General features: G+C 70.5%; 16 protein-coding genes and 3 tRNA genes. 8 read left to right on the top strand and 11 right to left on the bottom strand.

The genetic code is table 11. The features are described from left to right. Window positions 1-49 precede the first annotated feature (49 nt). Window positions 50-796: a rhomboid-like protein gene (locus OO60_RS40280; protein ID WP_155848958.1), complete on the top strand. Its 747-nt coding sequence runs from the start codon at window positions 50-52 to the stop codon at window positions 794-796. Between the two features lie 40 nt (window positions 797-836). Then, the gene (locus OO60_RS40275; RefSeq protein WP_003097382.1) at window positions 837-3,161 is read left to right on the top strand and encodes a sensor domain-containing protein; all 2,325 of its coding nucleotides are present in this window, start codon (window positions 837-839) and stop codon (window positions 3,159-3,161) included. On the opposite strand, the gene OO60_RS40270 is transcribed toward OO60_RS40275, so the two are convergent. The 8 genes from OO60_RS40270 to OO60_RS48035 all read right to left on the bottom strand — a co-directional run bounded on the left by OO60_RS40270 (window position 3,155) and on the right by OO60_RS48035 (window position 6,641). Beyond that, the gene (locus tag OO60_RS40270) at window positions 3,155-3,946 is read right to left on the bottom strand and encodes an arylamine N-acetyltransferase family protein (RefSeq protein WP_033263348.1); all 792 of its coding nucleotides are present in this window, start codon (window positions 3,944-3,946) and stop codon (window positions 3,155-3,157) included. The two genes, OO60_RS40275 and OO60_RS40270, sit on opposite strands and share 7 nt — an antisense overlap. Window positions 3,947-3,979: 33 nt before the next feature. Continuing rightward, entirely contained in the window at window positions 3,980-4,330 is a 351-nt protein-coding gene (locus tag OO60_RS40265) for a YciI family protein (RefSeq protein WP_003097379.1), read from the bottom strand. 109 nt (window positions 4,331-4,439) lie between these two features. Continuing rightward, the gene (locus tag OO60_RS40260) at window positions 4,440-5,021 is read right to left on the bottom strand and encodes a class I SAM-dependent methyltransferase (RefSeq protein ID WP_003097377.1); all 582 of its coding nucleotides are present in this window, start codon (window positions 5,019-5,021) and stop codon (window positions 4,440-4,442) included. A gap of 48 nt (window positions 5,022-5,069) precedes the next feature. After that, a tRNA-Phe gene (locus OO60_RS40255) sits at window positions 5,070-5,143 on the bottom strand. 31 nt (window positions 5,144-5,174) lie between these two features. After that, window positions 5,175-5,248, bottom strand: a tRNA-Asp gene (locus tag OO60_RS40250). Between the two features lie 21 nt (window positions 5,249-5,269). After that, a tRNA-Glu gene (locus tag OO60_RS40245) sits at window positions 5,270-5,342 on the bottom strand. Between the two features lie 99 nt (window positions 5,343-5,441). After that, window positions 5,442-6,236, bottom strand: coding sequence for an SCO6745 family protein (locus OO60_RS40240; protein ID WP_003097374.1), 795 nt, complete (start codon window positions 6,234-6,236; stop codon window positions 5,442-5,444). Window positions 6,237-6,386: 150 nt separating this feature from the next. After that, complete coding sequence (locus OO60_RS48035; protein ID WP_003097372.1) at window positions 6,387-6,641, bottom strand: hypothetical protein; 255 nt, start codon at window positions 6,639-6,641, stop codon at window positions 6,387-6,389. 784 nt (window positions 6,642-7,425) lie between these two features. Between OO60_RS48035 and OO60_RS40230 the strand changes: the two genes are divergently transcribed. Continuing rightward, window positions 7,426-7,863: a hypothetical protein gene (locus OO60_RS40230; RefSeq protein WP_033263367.1), complete on the top strand. Its 438-nt coding sequence runs from the start codon at window positions 7,426-7,428 to the stop codon at window positions 7,861-7,863. A gap of 105 nt (window positions 7,864-7,968) precedes the next feature. On the opposite strand, the gene OO60_RS40225 is transcribed toward OO60_RS40230, so the two are convergent. After that, complete coding sequence (locus tag OO60_RS40225; protein ID WP_003097368.1) at window positions 7,969-8,172, bottom strand: cold-shock protein; 204 nt, start codon at window positions 8,170-8,172, stop codon at window positions 7,969-7,971. A gap of 442 nt (window positions 8,173-8,614) precedes the next feature. Between OO60_RS40225 and OO60_RS40220 the strand changes: the two genes are divergently transcribed. The 4 genes from OO60_RS40220 (at window position 8,615) to OO60_RS40205 (ending at window position 11,377) form a co-directional block, all read left to right on the top strand. Next, the gene (locus OO60_RS40220) at window positions 8,615-9,841 is read left to right on the top strand and encodes a L,D-transpeptidase (RefSeq protein WP_420835571.1); all 1,227 of its coding nucleotides are present in this window, start codon (window positions 8,615-8,617) and stop codon (window positions 9,839-9,841) included. Window positions 9,842-10,012: 171 nt separating this feature from the next. Then, a complete protein-coding gene (locus tag OO60_RS40215) occupies window positions 10,013-10,330 on the top strand; it encodes a hypothetical protein (RefSeq protein ID WP_033263346.1) in 318 nt (105 codons plus the stop codon). A gap of 4 nt (window positions 10,331-10,334) precedes the next feature. Further along, window positions 10,335-10,889 carry a SigE family RNA polymerase sigma factor gene (locus OO60_RS40210; RefSeq protein WP_033263345.1) on the top strand — a complete coding sequence of 185 codons (555 nt, stop codon included), beginning with the start codon at window positions 10,335-10,337 and terminating at the stop codon, window positions 10,887-10,889. 5 nt (window positions 10,890-10,894) lie between these two features. Then, window positions 10,895-11,377 (top strand): hypothetical protein, encoded by a 483-nt coding sequence (locus OO60_RS40205; RefSeq protein WP_063749457.1) that lies wholly within the window; start codon window positions 10,895-10,897, stop codon window positions 11,375-11,377. A gap of 314 nt (window positions 11,378-11,691) precedes the next feature. Here the strand turns inward: OO60_RS40205 and OO60_RS40200 are convergent, their stop codons facing one another. Next, window positions 11,692-13,026 (bottom strand): MFS transporter, encoded by a 1,335-nt coding sequence (locus tag OO60_RS40200; RefSeq protein WP_003059372.1) that lies wholly within the window; start codon window positions 13,024-13,026, stop codon window positions 11,692-11,694. Window positions 13,027-13,263: 237 nt separating this feature from the next. Between OO60_RS40200 and OO60_RS40195 the strand changes: the two genes are divergently transcribed. Next, a complete protein-coding gene (locus OO60_RS40195) occupies window positions 13,264-13,857 on the top strand; it encodes a PaaI family thioesterase (RefSeq protein ID WP_033263344.1) in 594 nt (197 codons plus the stop codon). Window positions 13,858-13,916: 59 nt separating this feature from the next. On the opposite strand, the gene OO60_RS40190 is transcribed toward OO60_RS40195, so the two are convergent. After that, window positions 13,917-16,553: a serine/threonine-protein kinase gene (locus tag OO60_RS40190; RefSeq protein WP_033263343.1), complete on the bottom strand. Its 2,637-nt coding sequence runs from the start codon at window positions 16,551-16,553 to the stop codon at window positions 13,917-13,919. Between the last annotated feature and the right edge of the window lie 39 nt (window positions 16,554-16,592).

The following is a 16,592-nucleotide window of genomic DNA, read 5'->3' as shown; positions in this document are numbered from 1 at the left end:
CAGTGACTTCCACAGCGTTTTCTAAGCCGACGCTCGTGATACTCCCAGCATGACCACCGAGACTCGTCCCATGCTGCTGAAAGCCGCCCCGCCGGTGCCCGCGGTCGCCGGTGTGCGCGGCCGGTGGTCGGTCCTGAAGTTCGTCCCGAACCCGAAGACGACGCCGTTCACCTTCGGCTACCTGGTCGTCCTGCTGGGCACCACGCTGCTGCTCAAGTTCGCCGACCCGGACCTGACCGAACGGCTGCTGCGGCTGTCGAGCACCGACGCCCACAACCTGTGGCGCCGACCGCTGACTTCGCTGCTGACCAGCGCACTGTGGCTGTCCGACGAAGGCTGGCTCGCCTACGTCGTGATCTTCGCGATCGCCGTCGCGCCACTGGAACGCCGGTTCCGCGCCCGCCGGGTGGCGATCGTGTTCTTCTCCGGCCACGTGCTGGCCACGCTCGTCACCGAGCTGCCGGTGATGGCCCTGATCAGCGCACACGTGCTGCCGAACTCGGCCGGGCACTGGCTCGACATCGGGGTCAGCTACGGCTTCTTCACCACGGCCGGCGCCCTGGTGTTCCTGCTCGGCGGCCGCGCGCGGCTGCTGGCGCTCGCCGCGACCGAGGCGTTCATCGCGGTGATCTGGCTCAGCGACGACCCGGTGAGCCTCGACTCGATCGTCACGCTGCTCGGCCACGCGTTCGCCGCGCACTTCGGGCTGCTGTTCTGGGGGCCACGGCTGCGGCGCGCTTCCGCAGGCCGGGAGCGGATTCCGCCGGGTAGGCACGAACCGGCGTCGGTGGTGTAATCGACGAGCCACACGCCGACCGCATGGGGGACGAACGCTCATGGAGGCTGACTCGCTCGCCGCGCTGGTCGAGCTGAGTCCGGACGCGATCTGCGTCCACGAGAACGGCGTCCTCACCTACGTCAACCGCGCCGCGCTGGAGACGTTCGCCGCCCGCTGCCCGGACGAGATCGTCGGACGGCGGTTCACGGACTTCGTCGCCGAGGAGTCGCGGGCCGCCGTGGTGGCGACGCCGGCGCAGCTGACTGAGCCCGGGCAGGCGAGCGAACCGGTCGAAGCGCTGATGTCCCGGCTCGACGGCAGCAAGTTCGCCGTGGAGACGGTGTCGGTGCGCCTCGAAGCGCCCGGCGCCTACCAGGTCGTCATGCGGGACATCACGGCGAAGAAGGCGGCCGCCGACGCCCTCCGCTACCAGGCCGCGCTGGTGTCGCACGTCAGCGACGCGCTGATCGCGACCACCGGCGAAGGCGTCGTGACCAGCTGGAACCCGGCCGCCGAGGCGGTGTACGGCTGGACCGCGGCCGAAGCCGTCGGGCGGCGCGCGAGCGAGCTCATCGGCGCGCCCCTCGACCTGCCCGCCATCCGGCGCGGCGGCGGGGTCGCGGAGGCGGTGCACCGGCGGCGGGACGGCGCGCCGCTGGCGGTCCGCGTCTCGGCCGCGGAGATGAACGACGGCTACGTGCTGGTCTGCGCCGACGAAACCGCGCGGCGGCGGGCCGAGCAGAACTACCGGACGGTGGTCGCGTCCCTCGACGAAGGCGTGCTGGTGATGGGCCCGGCGGGGCTCATCGAAGCCGCGAACCCGGCGGCCTGCCGGATCCTCGGCGTCGCCGAAGCCGACCTGGTCGGCGTCCCCTGCCACACGCTGGTGCTGTTCACCGAGTCCGGGCAGTGGATCCCGCCGGACGAGCTGCCGTCGGTGCAGACCCGGCGGACCGGGGTGACGCACAACGGCCTGGTCGTGCGCCTGCGCCGGCCGGACGGCCGCGACGTCTGGGTGTCGCTGACCTCGCGGCTGCTCAACCCGGACGACCCGGCGGCGATGGCCGTGGTCACGTCGTTCACCGACATCACCGAGACCCGCGCGATCAGCGCGCAGCTCGCCCACGACGCCACCCACGACCCGCTGACCCGGCTGGCGAACCGGACCCTGGTGCTGGGCAGGCTCGACGTCCGCGAGCGGGGCGCGGTCACCGTGCTGTTCCTCGACCTGGACAAGTTCAAGGTGATCAACGACTCGCTCGGGCACTCGGTCGGCGACCAGGTGCTGCGGATCGTCGGCGAGCGCCTGCGCCGCAGCTCGGGCCGCGACGACCTGGTGGGCAGGCTGGGCGGCGACGAGTTCGTCGTCGTCACCGCGGAGGTCACCGACCCGGGCGAGGTCCGCGCGCTGGCCGAGCACCTGCGGGCGGCGCTGGCCGAGCCGATCGGCGTGCTGGGCAGGCAGCTGCACCTCGACGCGAGCATCGGCGTCGTGCTCGTCGGCCATGACGACCGCCGCAGCGCCGAAGACTTGCTGCGCGACGCGGATGTGGCGATGTACCAGGCGAAGACGCTCGGGCGGGCCCGGCACCACTTCTTCGACGTCGGGCTGCGCGAGCGGATGCAGCGGCGGCTGCGGATGGAGCAGGACCTGCGCGACGCGGTGCACGACGGCCAGCTCTGGCCCGCGTACCAGCCGGTCGTCGACCTGCGGAGCGGCGAGATGGTCGCGGTGGAGGCGCTGCTGCGGTGGACGCACCCGCGGCACGGCGCGATCTCCCCGGCGGAGTTCATCCCGCTCGCCGAGGAGAGCGACCTGATCAACGTGATCGGCAAGGAGATGCTGCGCGCGACGACCCGCGAACTCGCCGCGCGGCGGATCCGGCAGGGTCTGGACCTGACGCTGAAGGTCAACCTGTCGACCCGCCAGCTCGACGACCCGCACCTGGTCCCGGCGGTCCAGGACGCGCTGGCGAGCACCGGGCTGCCGGCGGGCGCGCTGTGCCTGGAGGTGACCGAAAGCGCGTTGATGCGCGACCAGGAGGCGGCCGGGGAAGTGCTGGCGTCCCTGCGGTCGCTGGGGGTGCTGCTGGCGATCGACGACTTCGGCACCGGTTATTCGTCGCTCGCGCAGCTGCGCCGGCTGACGCTGGACACGCTGAAGATCGACCGCTCGTTCATCACGGGGATCGCCGAGTCACGGGACGCCGAGGCGATCGTGACGAGCATCATCGCGATGGCGCACGCGGTGGATCTGACGGTGATCGCGGAAGGCGTCGAGTCGGCGGAGCAGGTGGACCTGCTCCGCGCGCTCGGCTGCGACCAGGCGCAGGGCTACCACCTCGGCCGTCCGGTGCCGGCGGCCGAGCTGTTCGGTCAGTAGCCGGTTTTCAGGCGCTCCAGCTCGTCCGGCGTCAGCTCGATGCCGAGGTCCTTGAGGGTGGCGTCGAGCTCGTCCGGCGCGATGGTGGTGGTTTCGCTGCTGCCGTCGGGGCGTTCGACGGTGAGCTCGCGGCCCAGGAGGCGGCGGCTGACGCCGGGTTCGAGCGTCATGATCACCAGCCGTCCGGTGAACGGCGACTTCGGGTGCGTCGACGTGTAGTGGTGGTAGACCTCGTAGTCGATGGGGTGCATCTCGTTGAGCCGGAACTCGAGGATGTCCTCCTCGCCTTTCTGCAGCGTCCACCAGTCGCCGTTCCGCGTGATGCGGTGCAGCCAGCCGGCCTGGTCGACCTCGTGGCCGTCGAGGAGCGGCATCGGGTCGAGGATCCCGGCCCCGAACCCGACGTCGGCGAGGAAGCTCCGGCCGTCGACGTCGACGACGAGCGTCATGTGGGTGTAGGGCCCGGGCCGCCGCGGCTGCACGCGCGCGGAGAGCCGGTGCACGGTGTAGCCGAGCTGTTCGAGAACGGCGGCGAAGAGGCCACTTTGTTCGTAGCAGTAGCCGCCCCGCCGCCGCCCGACGAGCTTCGCGCTCACGACGTCGAGGGAAATCCCTTGGTGCTGCCCGAGAACGACGTCGACGTTCTCGAACGGGATGGCCTGGACGTGAGCCCGCATGAGGTCTCTGAGTGCGTCTTCGGACGGGGCCCGGCGAGGCTGCCCGACGCGTGCGAGGTAGGCGTCGAGATCGACGGCGCCGATCCCCCATTCCCCTTCAGTGGTCATGAGTCCATGGTGGAACCTCGACCTTGCTGGAGGTCAACCTTCGTGCACGACCGCCCGCACCTCGACGGCGGTGTAGGCGGCGTCGGGGATCTGCGCGGCCAGCTCGACGGCCCGCGCTTCGCTTTCGACGTCGACGACGTAGTAGCCGCAGAGGAAGGTCGCGGCGTCGACGAAGGGGCCGGTCTCGGTCTGCGCTTTTCCGTCCTTGACGCGGACGGTCTTGGTTTCGGCGGGTTCGGCGAGTGCCTTGGTCTCGACCATCTCCCCGGACTCGGTGACGAGCTTGATGAAGGTTCCGTGCCCTTCGTAGACGCCGTTCTTCTGCTCGTCGGTGAGGGTGGCCCAGAGGGTGGGGTTCATGTGGAGGGTGAGGAGGTAACGCATGTCCGGCTCCCGGGTTCGCAGGTGGTTGCTTTTGCCGGGTGGTCGGTGCTGTCCGGCCCGTCCGGACACGGGTTCAGCCGGTTCACTCGTTCGGCCTAGCGAGTGGCGTTCAGCGCCGGCTGACGAGCACGTACCGCTCGTCCTCGATCGGCGCACCCCACAGGGCGGGGTCGTCGAGCCGCGTGACCACCGTCTCATTCCGGTGCAGGAGAACGAGGCGTTCGCACTCCGCGGCGGCGATCCCGGCCCCGGTGAACCACCGTCCTTCGACGAGAACCAGGCGGCCACCGGGTTTCAGCAGCCGAACCCAGGCCCCGAGCGCGGCGGCGGGATCGGGCAGCGCCCACAGCACGTGCCGCACGAGGACGACGTCGTAGGCACCGGGCGCACAGGGCGGATCAGCGGCATCCCCGGCCCGGAAGTCCACCTCGACCCCGGCGGCCACGGCTTTCTCCGCGGCAACGGCAAGCATCCCGCGGGACAGATCGACACCGTGCACGAGGTGACCGGCCTGCGCGGCGAGGATGGCAAGACTGCCGGTCCCACACCCGAGATCGACGACGGCAGCGGGCGCGGGCGGCAGGAGCGGCAGCAGGAGATCCGCCCAGGCGGCCCGCACGGCGGGGTCTTTCAAGCCGTGGTCGGGTTGCTCGTCGAAGGAGGCGGCCTCGGCGTCCCAGATGTCCGTCACACAACAAGAAAACCGCCTTGACCAGTGTCAAGACGGTTTCTTCGTGCGTGGCCAGGGCCGGGATCGAACCGGCGACCTTCCGCTTTTCAGGCGGACGCTCGTACCAACTGAGCTACCTGGCCGGGAACGCCGGCAAGGAGCCGAACGATCTTGCGACCCTGACGGGACTCGAACCCGCGACCTTCGCCGTGACAGGGCGACGCGCTAACCAACTGCGCCACAGGGCCTTGCATCACTACAGTACTGCGTACTCCCAACGGGATTCGAACCCGCGTTGCCGCCTTGAAAGGGCGGAGTCCTAGGCCGCTGAACGATGGGAGCCCGGCCGGTTTCGGGTGACCGACCGACCGCGCTCTCAGGTTCCCCTGGGAGCGATTACAAGCATAGGGCACGCCGCCACCGGTTTGCACCGGGGGTTCCTTAAGTCGTCGGCAGGCCCGGGAGCTGCGCAAACGCCGCCAGTTCCGCCAGGCGGCGGTCGAGCTCGGCCCGCTCCTGGTCGGACAGTGCCGACACGAGCAGTTCGGCGATCCGGTCGTCGGTCAGCGCCTCCGCGTGCCGCCAGCGGTCGCGCAGGTCCGTTTTGCGCTCCGCCGCCGCCGTCAGCTCGTTCGCCGCGTCCTCGGGCCACGCCGTGCGCAGCAGCCGCTCGCGGCCGCCCTCCGGGTCCGCGATCACCGCCTCCGGCACCGACAGGCCCAATGCGCGCAGGGCTGCGAAGTGGAGGCCGCCGCGCAGCTCGCGGAAGACCATCAACGCGAAGCCGAGGCGTTCGACGTCACCCGCGGGACGTTCGGCGTTCTTCCAGCCGGCGAAGAGCGCCAGCGCGCTGGCGTCCGCGGTGTCCACCACGTGGAACAGCAGCTCGGCCAGGCGGCCGGGTTCCGATACGGCCGAAAGGTTGACGCGGGACCACCGCGCCGATGACTCCGCGTAGGCGCGGACCGCGGCGGGCGCGTCGAGGACCGCCGTCGCCGCCGGCAGGACGTACTCGAACAGCCAGTGCGGGAAGATGCCGAACAGCTCGGCGGCCACCTTCGGCGGCACGTCCCCGAGCACGGCGGACCGCCCCCGCAGGTACAGCGAACGCGGCGGAAGACCCACCTCCGCCTCGACCGCCGCCAGCTCCGGCGACGTCATGAACTTCCCGCCCAGCGCCTGCACGACCGGCCTGATCCGGTTCGCCAGCTCCGCCACACCCTCGATCGCCGTCATGGCCGTCCCCTTTCGACACAGCGACCGCAACACTGTTACGAAACGCGGGTCAACTAGACGGGACGGCCTTGCCAATCACTGCCGGAAAACCGGCACAACCTGCGGAAATATCACGGAACAGGCCCAGCGCGACCCGCCGGGCCCACCCGCTCACCGCTGGACCGGCGCCTGCCCGTCCTCATCCAGGTTCAACCCCAGCATCTCCAGCAACTGAACACAGTCCTCGACCCCCAGCGCACCATGCGCCACCGCCAGCCGAGCCCGCCGGACCTGATCATCCGACACCCGCTGCGCATCGGCCGCCCCGCTCCGCTGAGCCGGCAACGCCCCCGCAAACGGCGCACTCCCCCCATCGGCACCTTCGTACCGAAGGAGGAACTGCCGCACTTCAACAGACCCGCTCATAGCCCCTCCATACGGCTCACAACAACTTGGCCGCGAGGCTAACCAGCGCCGGCCACCACACACAGCCCCCCGGAGAGTGAACCTGAGGCCACGCTCCGCTCAACGCAGCGCAATCGGCACAACCGAAGAAGAACCCAGCCGAACGAGCGTCACCCAGACCGCAAAGTGACACCACACGGGGAAATTTCCCGCTCTCCACTCGCCCAACCACCCAACTCGTGCAACAATCGAGGTGCTGACACACCCCCGGTCAGCGCCTGTGGAGATCCCCTCCGACCCCCGCGTTCCTCCCCCTGGCGCGGGGGTCCTCCATTTGCGGGGGCTGCTCGGGCTTCGCCCTTCGCCTCCCCCGCAATGTCGGAGTGCTGACCCGGGGGGCCGAGCCCCCCGGACCCCCCACGGTGCCTCCTGCTCGGCTTCCAGCGTTGTCCCGTTTTCGCTTCGGGCGCTGGGCGCCCTTGCGCGTCTGGTTACGTCCGTCGGTGACCTCGCCTTGGGTGGACCAACTGGGGCGCTGCGCGCGCCAGCTCGCGCTGCGCTGCCCGCTCCTGTGATGCCCCTCCAGTCACGCGTGATGCCTCTGCAAGCACGTGTGATGCCCCTCCGGTCACGTGTGGTGGCTCTCTTGGTGGGGGTGATCGACTCGGTGGGTTATTTGGGGGTTGCTTTGTGTTGGTGGGGGTTGGGCTTTTTGGGTGGGGGTTGAGCTGAATGGGGAATGTTTTGGGCGTGTTGTAGCTCACAGTGGTTTGTGTTGCGAGATCTAAACGTTATCGTGGCCAGCGTGCCTCTTCCCTCCCTTGGCCGCCTGAGCAGCCGCACGAACCTGAAAGCCGCCGCGTCTTCCGGTCGTCATCGTGGTGCCGCGAAGCCTGCGGACGATGGTGTTGCCGAAGACACCGAGCTGACCTCCTACCTGGCCGCGCTCGCCCCCGACAACGACCTCGAGAGCACCGGGTCCGGCAAGCGATTCGGCGAGGCGCAGGTCTACCAGCTGCGGATGAGCCTCATCGCCAGCCAGCAGCTCAAGGACATCGCCGCCGAGCGGCAGATCTCGCCCCAGGCGCTCGCCCAGGAATGGATCCTCGAGCGGCTCAACTGGGAAGGCCAGGCCACCTCGCTGCAGGACCAGCGGCAGCAGGCCGGCGACCTCACCGACCTCACCGACGAGTTCCACTTCCCCGCCGACGCCTTCGACGCCCCCGCCGTCGGGCTCCGCTGACCACACACAGCCGAGACACACAGCTGGGACACACGCACGAGAAAGGGCCCCCGGCGGATCGCCGGGGGCCCTTCGCTCAGGCCTTGAAACGCAGAGGGCCTGTCGTCAGATCGCGCGGACCTTCTGGGCCTGCGGACCCTTCTGACCCTGGCCGACCTCGAACTCCACCCGCTGGTTCTCCTCGAGGGTGCGGAAGCCGCGGCCCTCGATCTCCGAGTAGTGCACGAACACGTCGCCTTCGCCGCCGTCCTGCGCGATGAAGCCGAAGCCCTTCTCCGCGTTGAACCACTTCACAGTGCCTTGCGCCACCGCTGTACTCCTCGTTACACAGATCCGCTTCGAATGCCACCGAAGCGGCACCCCGACCGTCCCGGGCGGTTCCAACGAGACGAGTCAAGAGCGGGTCGGCTCCATGGCTCGCGTCAGAAGTTCCGCGAGTGTGAAGCCACGAACACGCAAAACGACGGCCTGAGAGCAGACTACCGGGATCTGGCCAAAGTTGAACCCCGTGATCGAGGCGAAAACCGGCTGTGCGCACCAAGGTCACCGGAACGTCGTAGGGCTCCGGCCCCCTTCCGGCGGACCCACGAGCTAGTCTTGCGCAGCGCATCGGCACCGTGATCACCGGATACGGCTCGGAGTCGGTCGTGCCCCCACAGTGAGAGCCTTCACCGGCCAGTGTGACACGCGTCACGTAATGGTTGCTCAACGTGTACGGTCCGTGAGGCGTCTCGAAGGGGGGAAGCACCAAATGGGGCAAAGGGGAATGGGTGTGACGGTGAGGACTTCCACGCGGCGCCGGGGCGCAGGCGTGGCACTGGGCTTGGTCGCCGTGCTCACGCTGGGGGCGTGCAGCAGCGAGCCGACGGTCTCGGCGAGCGGCACCTCGGGAGGCGGCCCGACCAGCTCGCCCGCCCCGAGCGCGCAGCCCGCGAAACTGACGGTGACGCCGGCGGGCGGCGCCCAGGACGTCGCACCCGGCGAGCCGGTCGTGGTCAAGGTCGACAGCGGCACGATCGTCTCGGTCACGCTGACCAACCCGGACGGCAAGCAGGTGCAGGGCCAGGCGTCGGCGGACAAGAAGAGCTGGAACACCACCGAGCAGCTCGGCTACGGCAAGACCTACACCTGGTCCGGCCAGGCGCAGGGCGCCGACGGCAAGAACGTGCCCATCGGCGGCGCGTTCACCACCGTCAAGCCGAAGCGGCAGCTGTCGGCCAGCCTGAACGTCGGCGACGGCCAGACGTACGGCATCGCGATGCCGATCGCGCTGACCTTCCCCAGCCGCGTCACCGACAAGGCGTCCGTCGAGAAGGCGCTTTCGGTCGAGACCACGCCGAAGACCGAAGGTTCCTGGGGCTGGACGAACGGCGACACTTCGGTGCACTGGCGGCCGAAGGAGTACTTCAAGCCCAACACGCAGGTGAAGGTCAACGCCAAGATCTACGGCGTCAAGATCGGCGACGGCGTCTACGGCAAGCAGGACGTCTCGGCCAGCTTCGCCATCGGCCGCTCCCAGATCGTCAAGGGCAACACCACGCAGCACACCATGCAGGTGATCCGCGACGGCCAGCAGATCGCGGACTACCCGGTGAGCTACGGCCTCGACTCCGACCCGGGCCGCGTCACCCACAGCGGCGTGCACGTCGTCATGGGCAAGCAGGCCACGTACGCGATGAGCAACCCGAAGTACCACTACGAGAACGTCGTGGTGCCGTGGGCGGTCCGGATCTCCAACAACGGCGAGTTCATCCACGGCCTGGCCGCGTCGGTGTGGGCGCAGGGCAAGAAGAACATCTCGCACGGCTGCCTGAACCTCTCGCCGGCGCGGGCCAAGGAGTACTACGACGGCGTGCTGACCGGCGACCCGGTCGAGATCACCGGCAGCACGCAGACGCTGACCGCCAAGGACGGCGACTACAGCGACTGGACCTACGACTGGGCGAGCTGGCAGAAGCTGTCGGCGCTCGCCGGCTGAAGGACCACCGGGGAACACCGGGCGGCCGGGAAGTCCAGTGCGGGCTTCCCGGCCGTTCGCGTTCCCGGGGAAAGTCCGCGAAATCCGGTGCAACCCCGGTGATCACCGGGCGCATGACTGAGGGCAGAGGCGCAGCGATCCCAGCCGCGCCCGCGAGAATGAGGAGCTGTCTTGCGTATCCGCATCGCCCTGACCCTCGGCGCGCTCGTGCTCGCCGGTGGCGCCCTGACCGGTGGCATCGCGCTGGCTTCGGACGCGCAGGCCCCGGCCGCCCCGACGCAGACCCAGGCGACCCGGCCCGGCGAGCCGACCGTGGCGCCCGCCCCGGCCACCCGGACCCGGCCTCAGCCCCAGGACGCGCCGAGCGCCGTCCCCGCGACGTCGCGGGCCCCGATCGCCGTCCCGGGCCGGCCCCAGCGCGTCCCGCGGGCCGTCCCCGCCGGGCCGACCGGTGACCTGCACCTCCCGGCCGTGTGGGAGACCCGGTAACCCGGTGATCTCCCGCTCCCGTCCGTCGACCGGGCCGGGCTCGCCGTGGGACGGCGAGTTCGCCCGGTACTTCGGCGAGCGCGCGCACAGCCTGCGGTCGACCGCCTTCCTCCTCTGCGGGGACTGGCACCAGGCCGAAGACCTCACGCAGGCCGCGCTGCTCAAGCTCTACCTCGCCTGGCCGAGGCTGTCGCGGCACGACGCACTGGACGCCTACGCGCGCAAGGTCGTCCTGCGCACGTTCCTCGCCGAGCACCGGCGCAGCAGGTGGAAACGGGAGCGGCTCACCGACACGCCGCCGGAACTGCCGGTGGAACCGGCCGCGAGCGGCCAGGACGAACTCGTCCGGCAGGCTCTGGCCGTACTGGCACCGAAGCAGCGGGCCGTGCTGGTGCTGCGGTACTTCGAGGACCTGAGCGTCGAGGAGACGGCGAAGGCGCTCGGCTGCAGCACCGGCACGGTGAAGTCCCAGGCCTCGCGCGGGTTGGCGACGCTGCGCAACCGGCTCGGCCCGCACTACGGTGCGCTGACCTTCAGCGCGCCCACGGAGGGGAGGTGACGAACATGGACCCCGAAGACGACGTCCGCGCGTTCCTGACCGGCGCGGCCGGCGGTACGCAGCCGCCGATGCGCCTCGAAGCCACCGACGTGATCGAGCGCGGCGGCCGGGTCCGGCGACGGCGCAAGCGGTTGGCCGTGGCCGGCACCTCGGCCGCGACGGCGGTCGTCCTCGCGGTGGCCGGTTTCCTGGCCGGCCACCGCCCCGGGCCGCCGGAGCCGGTGGAGCCGGCCGGACCCGGGCTGTCCACGGTCGTCACCACGTCCCCCAGCCCGTCGCCATCCTCGGACCTGCCGGTGCCGGCGACGTCGATCGCCCCGGCGGCGCCGTCGGCCCAGCCGGGCGAGGGCCGGACCCGCCCCCAGCGCACGTCGGTGCCGCAGGTGCCGTCCGCGGGCACGCGGACGGCGTCCCGCCCGACGCAGTCGACCCCGTCCACCTCGGTCCCGGTCGCGACCCGGCCGGGCGCGCCGACGAGCACGCGCTAGCCGTGGCGTAGATCACCGGTTTTCGTGGGTTTTCGGCGAAATACCCGGCCGGTTCGTGGCGATATGCCCGGTGGCGTTCCGTTCGGACGCCGGACCACCTGCTCAGCCGGCCACCGCGCCGGCCCGAGAACCCGAGGAGGAAGCACATGGTGCTCGCCGCGCTGATCGTCGAAACCGGAATCGCTGTCGTGGTCGCGGGGGCGCTCGCCGCCTGGTCCCGCAAGCGCTTCACTCCTCGCGACGCGAACTGACCTCCGGCGCGCGTGTGCCCCGCCCGGTGATCCGGACGGGGCACACGGCTATCCGGGGACCGCTCAGCGCTGAGCGGCCGCGGAGGCCAGCTTGCCGGTGTTGTCCTCGGTGTCGATCTGCTCCATCGGCACCTGCGACGTCTCCGGGATCTTGATGATCGGGATGATCGCGATCAGCGCCGCCGCCATCAGGTAGTACGCCGGCCAGTCCTCGTTGCCGGTGCTCTTGATCAACGCCGTCACGATGACACCGCAGGTGCCGCCGAACAGCGACGTCGAGACGTTGTAGCCGATCGCGAAGGAGCCGTAGCGCACCCGCGTCGGGAACATCGCCGGGAACGTCGACCCGATCACCGCGAGCATCAGCACCAGCAGCAGCGCCACGACCAGGAAACCGACGAACAGCCAGAAGATGCTGCCGGACTGCATCAGCTTCAGTGCCGGCCAGCTCAGCACCAGGAACCCGATGGCCGCGGTGAGCAGCAGCGGTTTCCGGCCGATCCGGTCGGACAGCGCGCCGAGCGGGATGATGATGGCCATCTGGATGACTTCGACCGCGATGATGATCAGTGTCGACGTGTTGTCGTTGATCTTCAACGTGTCCGTGAAGTACGTCGGCATCGTGGTCAGCAGCAGGTAGTCCGCGACGTTCAGCAGCAGGACGATGCCGATCAGGTTGAGGATCATCCGCCAGTTGCGGACGAAGATCTCCTTCAGCGGCGCCTTCTTCGGCGCCTCGCCCGCGGCTTCCATCCGGCGGAATTCGGGGGTGTCCTCGAGCTTGTTCCGCAGGTAGAGCCCGATCAGGCCGAGCGGCAGCGCGACGAAGAACGGGATCCGCCAGCCCCAGGCGTCGACCTGTTCGGGCGACAGGGACAGCGTCACCGACAGCACGACGAGGTTGCCGAGGACGTACCCGGCCAGCGTGCCGAGCTCGAGGAAGCTGCCGAAGAAGCCACGGCGCTTCGTCGGGGAGTACTCGGCGATGAACGTCGCCGCTCCGCCGTATTCGCCGCCGGTGGAGAAGCCCTGGATGATCCGCAGCAGCAGGATCGCGATCGGCGCCGCGATGCCCATGCTGTAGCCGCCGGCGTACGTCGGCAGGACGCCGACCAGGAACGTGCAGCCGGACATCAGCAGGATGGTGATGGCGAGGACCCGCTTGCGGCCGATCTTGTCGCCGAGCGGGCCGAAGAACGCCCCGCCGAACGGCCGCACGATGAACCCGACCGCGAGCAGGGCCAGTGACTTCAGGACGGCGTTGCCTTCGCCGGGGAAGAACAGCGTGCCGATGCTGGCGGCGATCGCGCCCGAGGTGAAGACGCCGTAGTCGTACCACTCGGTGGCGTTGCCCATGGCCGACGCCCACACGGCGCGCTTGACGGTTCTCTCGTCCACTGACGGTTTATCCGTCGTTGCTGCTGGTTCGCTCATGCCGGCGACGACTCCTCCCGTGCAGGGCCCGTGGGGCTGTTCGAGCTCATCAGCCCAGTCTTGACCGGCTGTTGCAGGTCGGCAGCCTGAGCCGGAAATTGTCTACGGTGGGGAACTTTCCGGCTACTGAGAGATGTTCGTTGCGGACATACCTCGCGGGCCGGGCGCAGTCGCCGGCTACCCGCCGGTTAACGTCAGCGCATGAGTCGTGTTTCTCAACCCTGGCCGCCGGTGGCCGTGGAGCCGGCGCTCCCGCACCCGAAGGCCCCGGCGCCGGGCACGGAGCTCGGCGTGCACTTCGCCGAGTGCTTCGGCTGCGGCGACGAGGCCGACGCCGGGCTGCACCTGCGCTCGACGGTCGGCGAGGGCCAGGTCGTGCACTCGCGGTTCACGGTCACCGCGGCCCACCAGGGCGCACCGGGCCTCGCCCACGGCGGCCTGCTGGCCTGCGCGTTCGACGAGGCCCTCGGCTCGACGGTCGGCAACCTGATGCGCCGCCCGGCGGTGACCGGCAAGCTGGAGACGGACTTCCGGCGGCCGGTCCCGGTCGGTTCGACGTTGTTCATCGAGGCCCGCCTGGACGGCATCGCGGGCCGCAAGATCTACGTGAGCGCGGACGGCCGCCTCGACGCCGAGGACGGCCCGATCGCGGTGAGCGCGCGGGCGCTGTTCGTCGTCGTGGGCTTCGAGCACTTCAGCACGCACGGCGACCCCGAGGCGCTGAACAAGCTGGCGGCGCAGCACGAGAAGAACCAGCGGGAGCGCGCCGAGCGCGACTGGGAGATCAACCCCTGACCCCGGCTGGTCGTGAGTGGCAAGGCGAGTTCTAACCCGCCTTACCACTCACGACGGCGTCAGGTGAGGGTGCGGGGGCGGATGGCGTTCGCGCGGTCGACCAGCTCGACGCGCTGCTCGATCGTGGCCGCCAGCCGCGCCAGGGCCCGGTAGCAGCGCTCGAGGCCGAACCGCAGCTCGCGTTCCTCGAGCGGGCAGCCCAGCACCCGCGCGCCCGGCGTCGGCCTGCCGTGCTTGAGCCACTCGTGCGCGGCCTCGAGCACGTTCGCGCTCAGCCGGGTCTGGCGTTCGACGTCCAGCCGAAGCCGTTCGAGCCGGGCCGACGCGTCGAGCAGGTCGTTCTCGGTGACCGGTGTCTCACGGCCGTTCGCCTTGGTGACCGTCGTCTTGATCTTGATCGCCGCGACCTGCGCGTCGACGTAGTGGGTCGACGACGGCGGCACCGTCTCGAGCACCTCGACCGCGCTCGCCCGCGCACCCTGCGCCAGGTACACCCGAGCGAGGCCGAAGGCGGCGCTGACGTAGGTGCGGTCGGTGCGCCAGACGAGCTCGTAGAACCGCGCTGCGGCGAAGTAGTCGCCGACGCCTTCGGCGCTGATGCCCAGGGCGAGCTTCGGGGCGATCTCGCCCGGCAGGTCGTCGTACACCGCTTCGAACGCGACGTGCGCAACCCGCGAACGGCCGCCCGCCAGCTCGATGAGGCCGCGGTACCAGTCGATCCGCCAGTCGTGCGGGAAGCCGTTCTTGATCGCCAGGTACTGCGCCGCCTGCAGCTGCCGCTGCGCCTCGGCGAGCTCGCCGAGCTCGATCCGGGCGCGGACGATCCGCAGCCGGACCTCGATGGACTCGCGCGGCGCGCCGGCGAGGGCCTCGATGGCGGCGCGCGGGTCGAGCGCGGTCGTGGTGGCGAGCACGCCCGCCGCCGGGTCGTCCGTGTCGACCTGCGGGATCGGCAGGCCGGCGACGACCTCGGCCGCGCCCGGCAGCGGCACGCTGGCGCCGGCTTCGGGCACCACCAGCTGCACGCCGAAGGTGCGGCTCTCCGGGCCGAACACGGTGGACGCGCCGGGGCGCGGCTTGCCGGTGCCGAGCGCCATGATTTCGCGCAGCACGCCGGTGAGCTGATCGGCCATTTCCTCGGCGGAGAGGAACCGCCGGTCCGGGTCGGCGTGCGTCGCGCGCCGCAGGAACCGGTAGTAGGAACCGAAGAGCGCGAACAGCGGGACCGCGTCCGGGCCGGGCAGGGTCGTCTTGAACTTGGTGGTGTAGCCGGTGAATTCGAAGCTCAGCACGGCGAGCGTGCGCCCGACGGTGAACAGGTCCGACGCGATCGACGCGCCCTGCGTCGGGAGTTCCGGCGCACTGTAGCCGGTGGTGAAGAACAGCGGGCTCTCGTAGTCGTCGGTGCGGCGGACCGCGCCGAGGTCGATCAGCTTCAGCTGCTCGTTGGTCTGGATGACGTTGTCGGGCTTGAGGTCGCAGTAGAGCAGGCCCTGGCTGTGCAGGTAGCCGAGCGCGGGCAGGATCTCCAGGCCGTAGGCGATGACCTGGCCGATCGGCAGCGGCTCGGGACGCCGGCTTTCCCGGTGGTGCGCCAGGGCGAGCTGCCGCAGCGACTGGCCGCCGACGTACTCCATGACGATGTAACCGGTGGTCGTCCCGCTGTGGGCGTCCGGGTGCTGCACGAAGTTGTGGATCTTGACGATGTTCGGGTGCTCGACCTCGGCGAGGAACCGCTGCTCGTTGGCCGCGGCCGCCATCGCCGTCGCGTCACCGGTGTCGATCAGTCCTTTGAGGACGACCCAGCGGTCGGACACGTTGTGGTCCTGCGCCAGGTAGATCCAGCCGAGGCCGCCGTAGGCGATCGCGCCGAGGACTTCGTACTGGCCGCCGACGAGCTCGTGCGGCTGCAGCTTCGGGAGGAACGAGAACGGCGCGCCGCAGTTCTCGCACTTCCCTTCCGGTGAACCGGGTTCGCCGTTCTTGCCGCGGCCGACCTTCGCGTTGCAGCTGCCGCAGAACCGCTTTTCCTCCGACACCACCGGGTTCGTCAGCACGGCGGACGCGGGGTCGCGCGCGGGCACCGGCGGGACCTCGACCAGCCCGGCGCCGAGCCGGCCGCGGCGGGACCGCGACGTCCGGGACGACGTCCGCCGCGAGGTGCCGGGGAACGAACCGGATCCGGAGACCGAGCCGCTGCCCGCTCCCGTGCCGGTTCCGGTGTGCCTGCCTTCGCTGCTGCGCTCGGGCAGGACGCTTTCGGTACCCGGGTCCGGCAGCGGGGTCCCGGGGCCGGTGTCCGGCCTCGGCACCGGCGGCATGATGCTCTGCGTCTCCGGCGCCGGCGAGGCGAGCACGCTCGTCAGCTGCGGCTCGTCGGGCTGCGGCGGGCGGACGGCCTGCGTCGGCACCGGCTGGACCGGCGGCACGACGGGGTTCATGCTGCCGGGCGGCTTGGTCGGGTCGTCCGCGCCGGGGATCGGCGCGCCGCGCGGCGGCGTCGGCGGGCGGCGCACGGGGGCGTGGAAGACGGTCTCTTCCCCCGCTGCCTCGCCCTCGTCGAGGCGGCCAGAGATCGACGGCTCCGGCGTCTCCCAGCGCACCGGTGGCGGCGGCTGCCAGCTGCTGCCGGGCGTGGCCGGCTGCGGCCGGTCGTCCGGTGCGGCGTGCCGAGGACGGCGCGGCTCCTCCGACACTGCTACCTCCCAGATCCCCGACGACGTGCGGGAATCGAT

It is taken from the genome of Amycolatopsis vancoresmycina (genome assembly GCF_000716785.1).
Classification (GTDB): Bacteria; Actinomycetota; Actinomycetes; order Mycobacteriales; family Pseudonocardiaceae; genus Amycolatopsis; species Amycolatopsis vancoresmycina.
Note: the sequence above shows the minus strand (reverse complement) of the source record. Positions and strands in the feature narration are given on the sequence as shown.

Coding starts and splice junctions, on each gene's coding strand:
- OO60_RS40280 (WP_155848958.1), top strand. CDS start 50: ATGACCACCGAGACTCGTCCCATGCTGCTGAAAGCCGCCCCGCCGGTG.
- OO60_RS40275 (WP_003097382.1), top strand. CDS start 837: ATGGAGGCTGACTCGCTCGCCGCGCTGGTCGAGCTGAGTCCGGACGCG.
- OO60_RS40270 (WP_033263348.1), bottom strand. CDS start 3,946: ATGACCACTGAAGGGGAATGGGGGATCGGCGCCGTCGATCTCGACGCC.
- OO60_RS40265 (WP_003097379.1), bottom strand. CDS start 4,330: ATGCGTTACCTCCTCACCCTCCACATGAACCCCACCCTCTGGGCCACC.
- OO60_RS40240 (WP_003097374.1), bottom strand. CDS start 6,236: ATGACGGCGATCGAGGGTGTGGCGGAGCTGGCGAACCGGATCAGGCCG.
- OO60_RS48035 (WP_003097372.1), bottom strand. CDS start 6,641: ATGAGCGGGTCTGTTGAAGTGCGGCAGTTCCTCCTTCGGTACGAAGGT.
- OO60_RS40220 (WP_420835571.1), top strand. CDS start 8,615: ATGGGGCAAAGGGGAATGGGTGTGACGGTGAGGACTTCCACGCGGCGC.
- OO60_RS40205 (WP_063749457.1), top strand. CDS start 10,895: ATGGACCCCGAAGACGACGTCCGCGCGTTCCTGACCGGCGCGGCCGGC.
- OO60_RS40195 (WP_033263344.1), top strand. CDS start 13,264: ATGAGTCGTGTTTCTCAACCCTGGCCGCCGGTGGCCGTGGAGCCGGCG.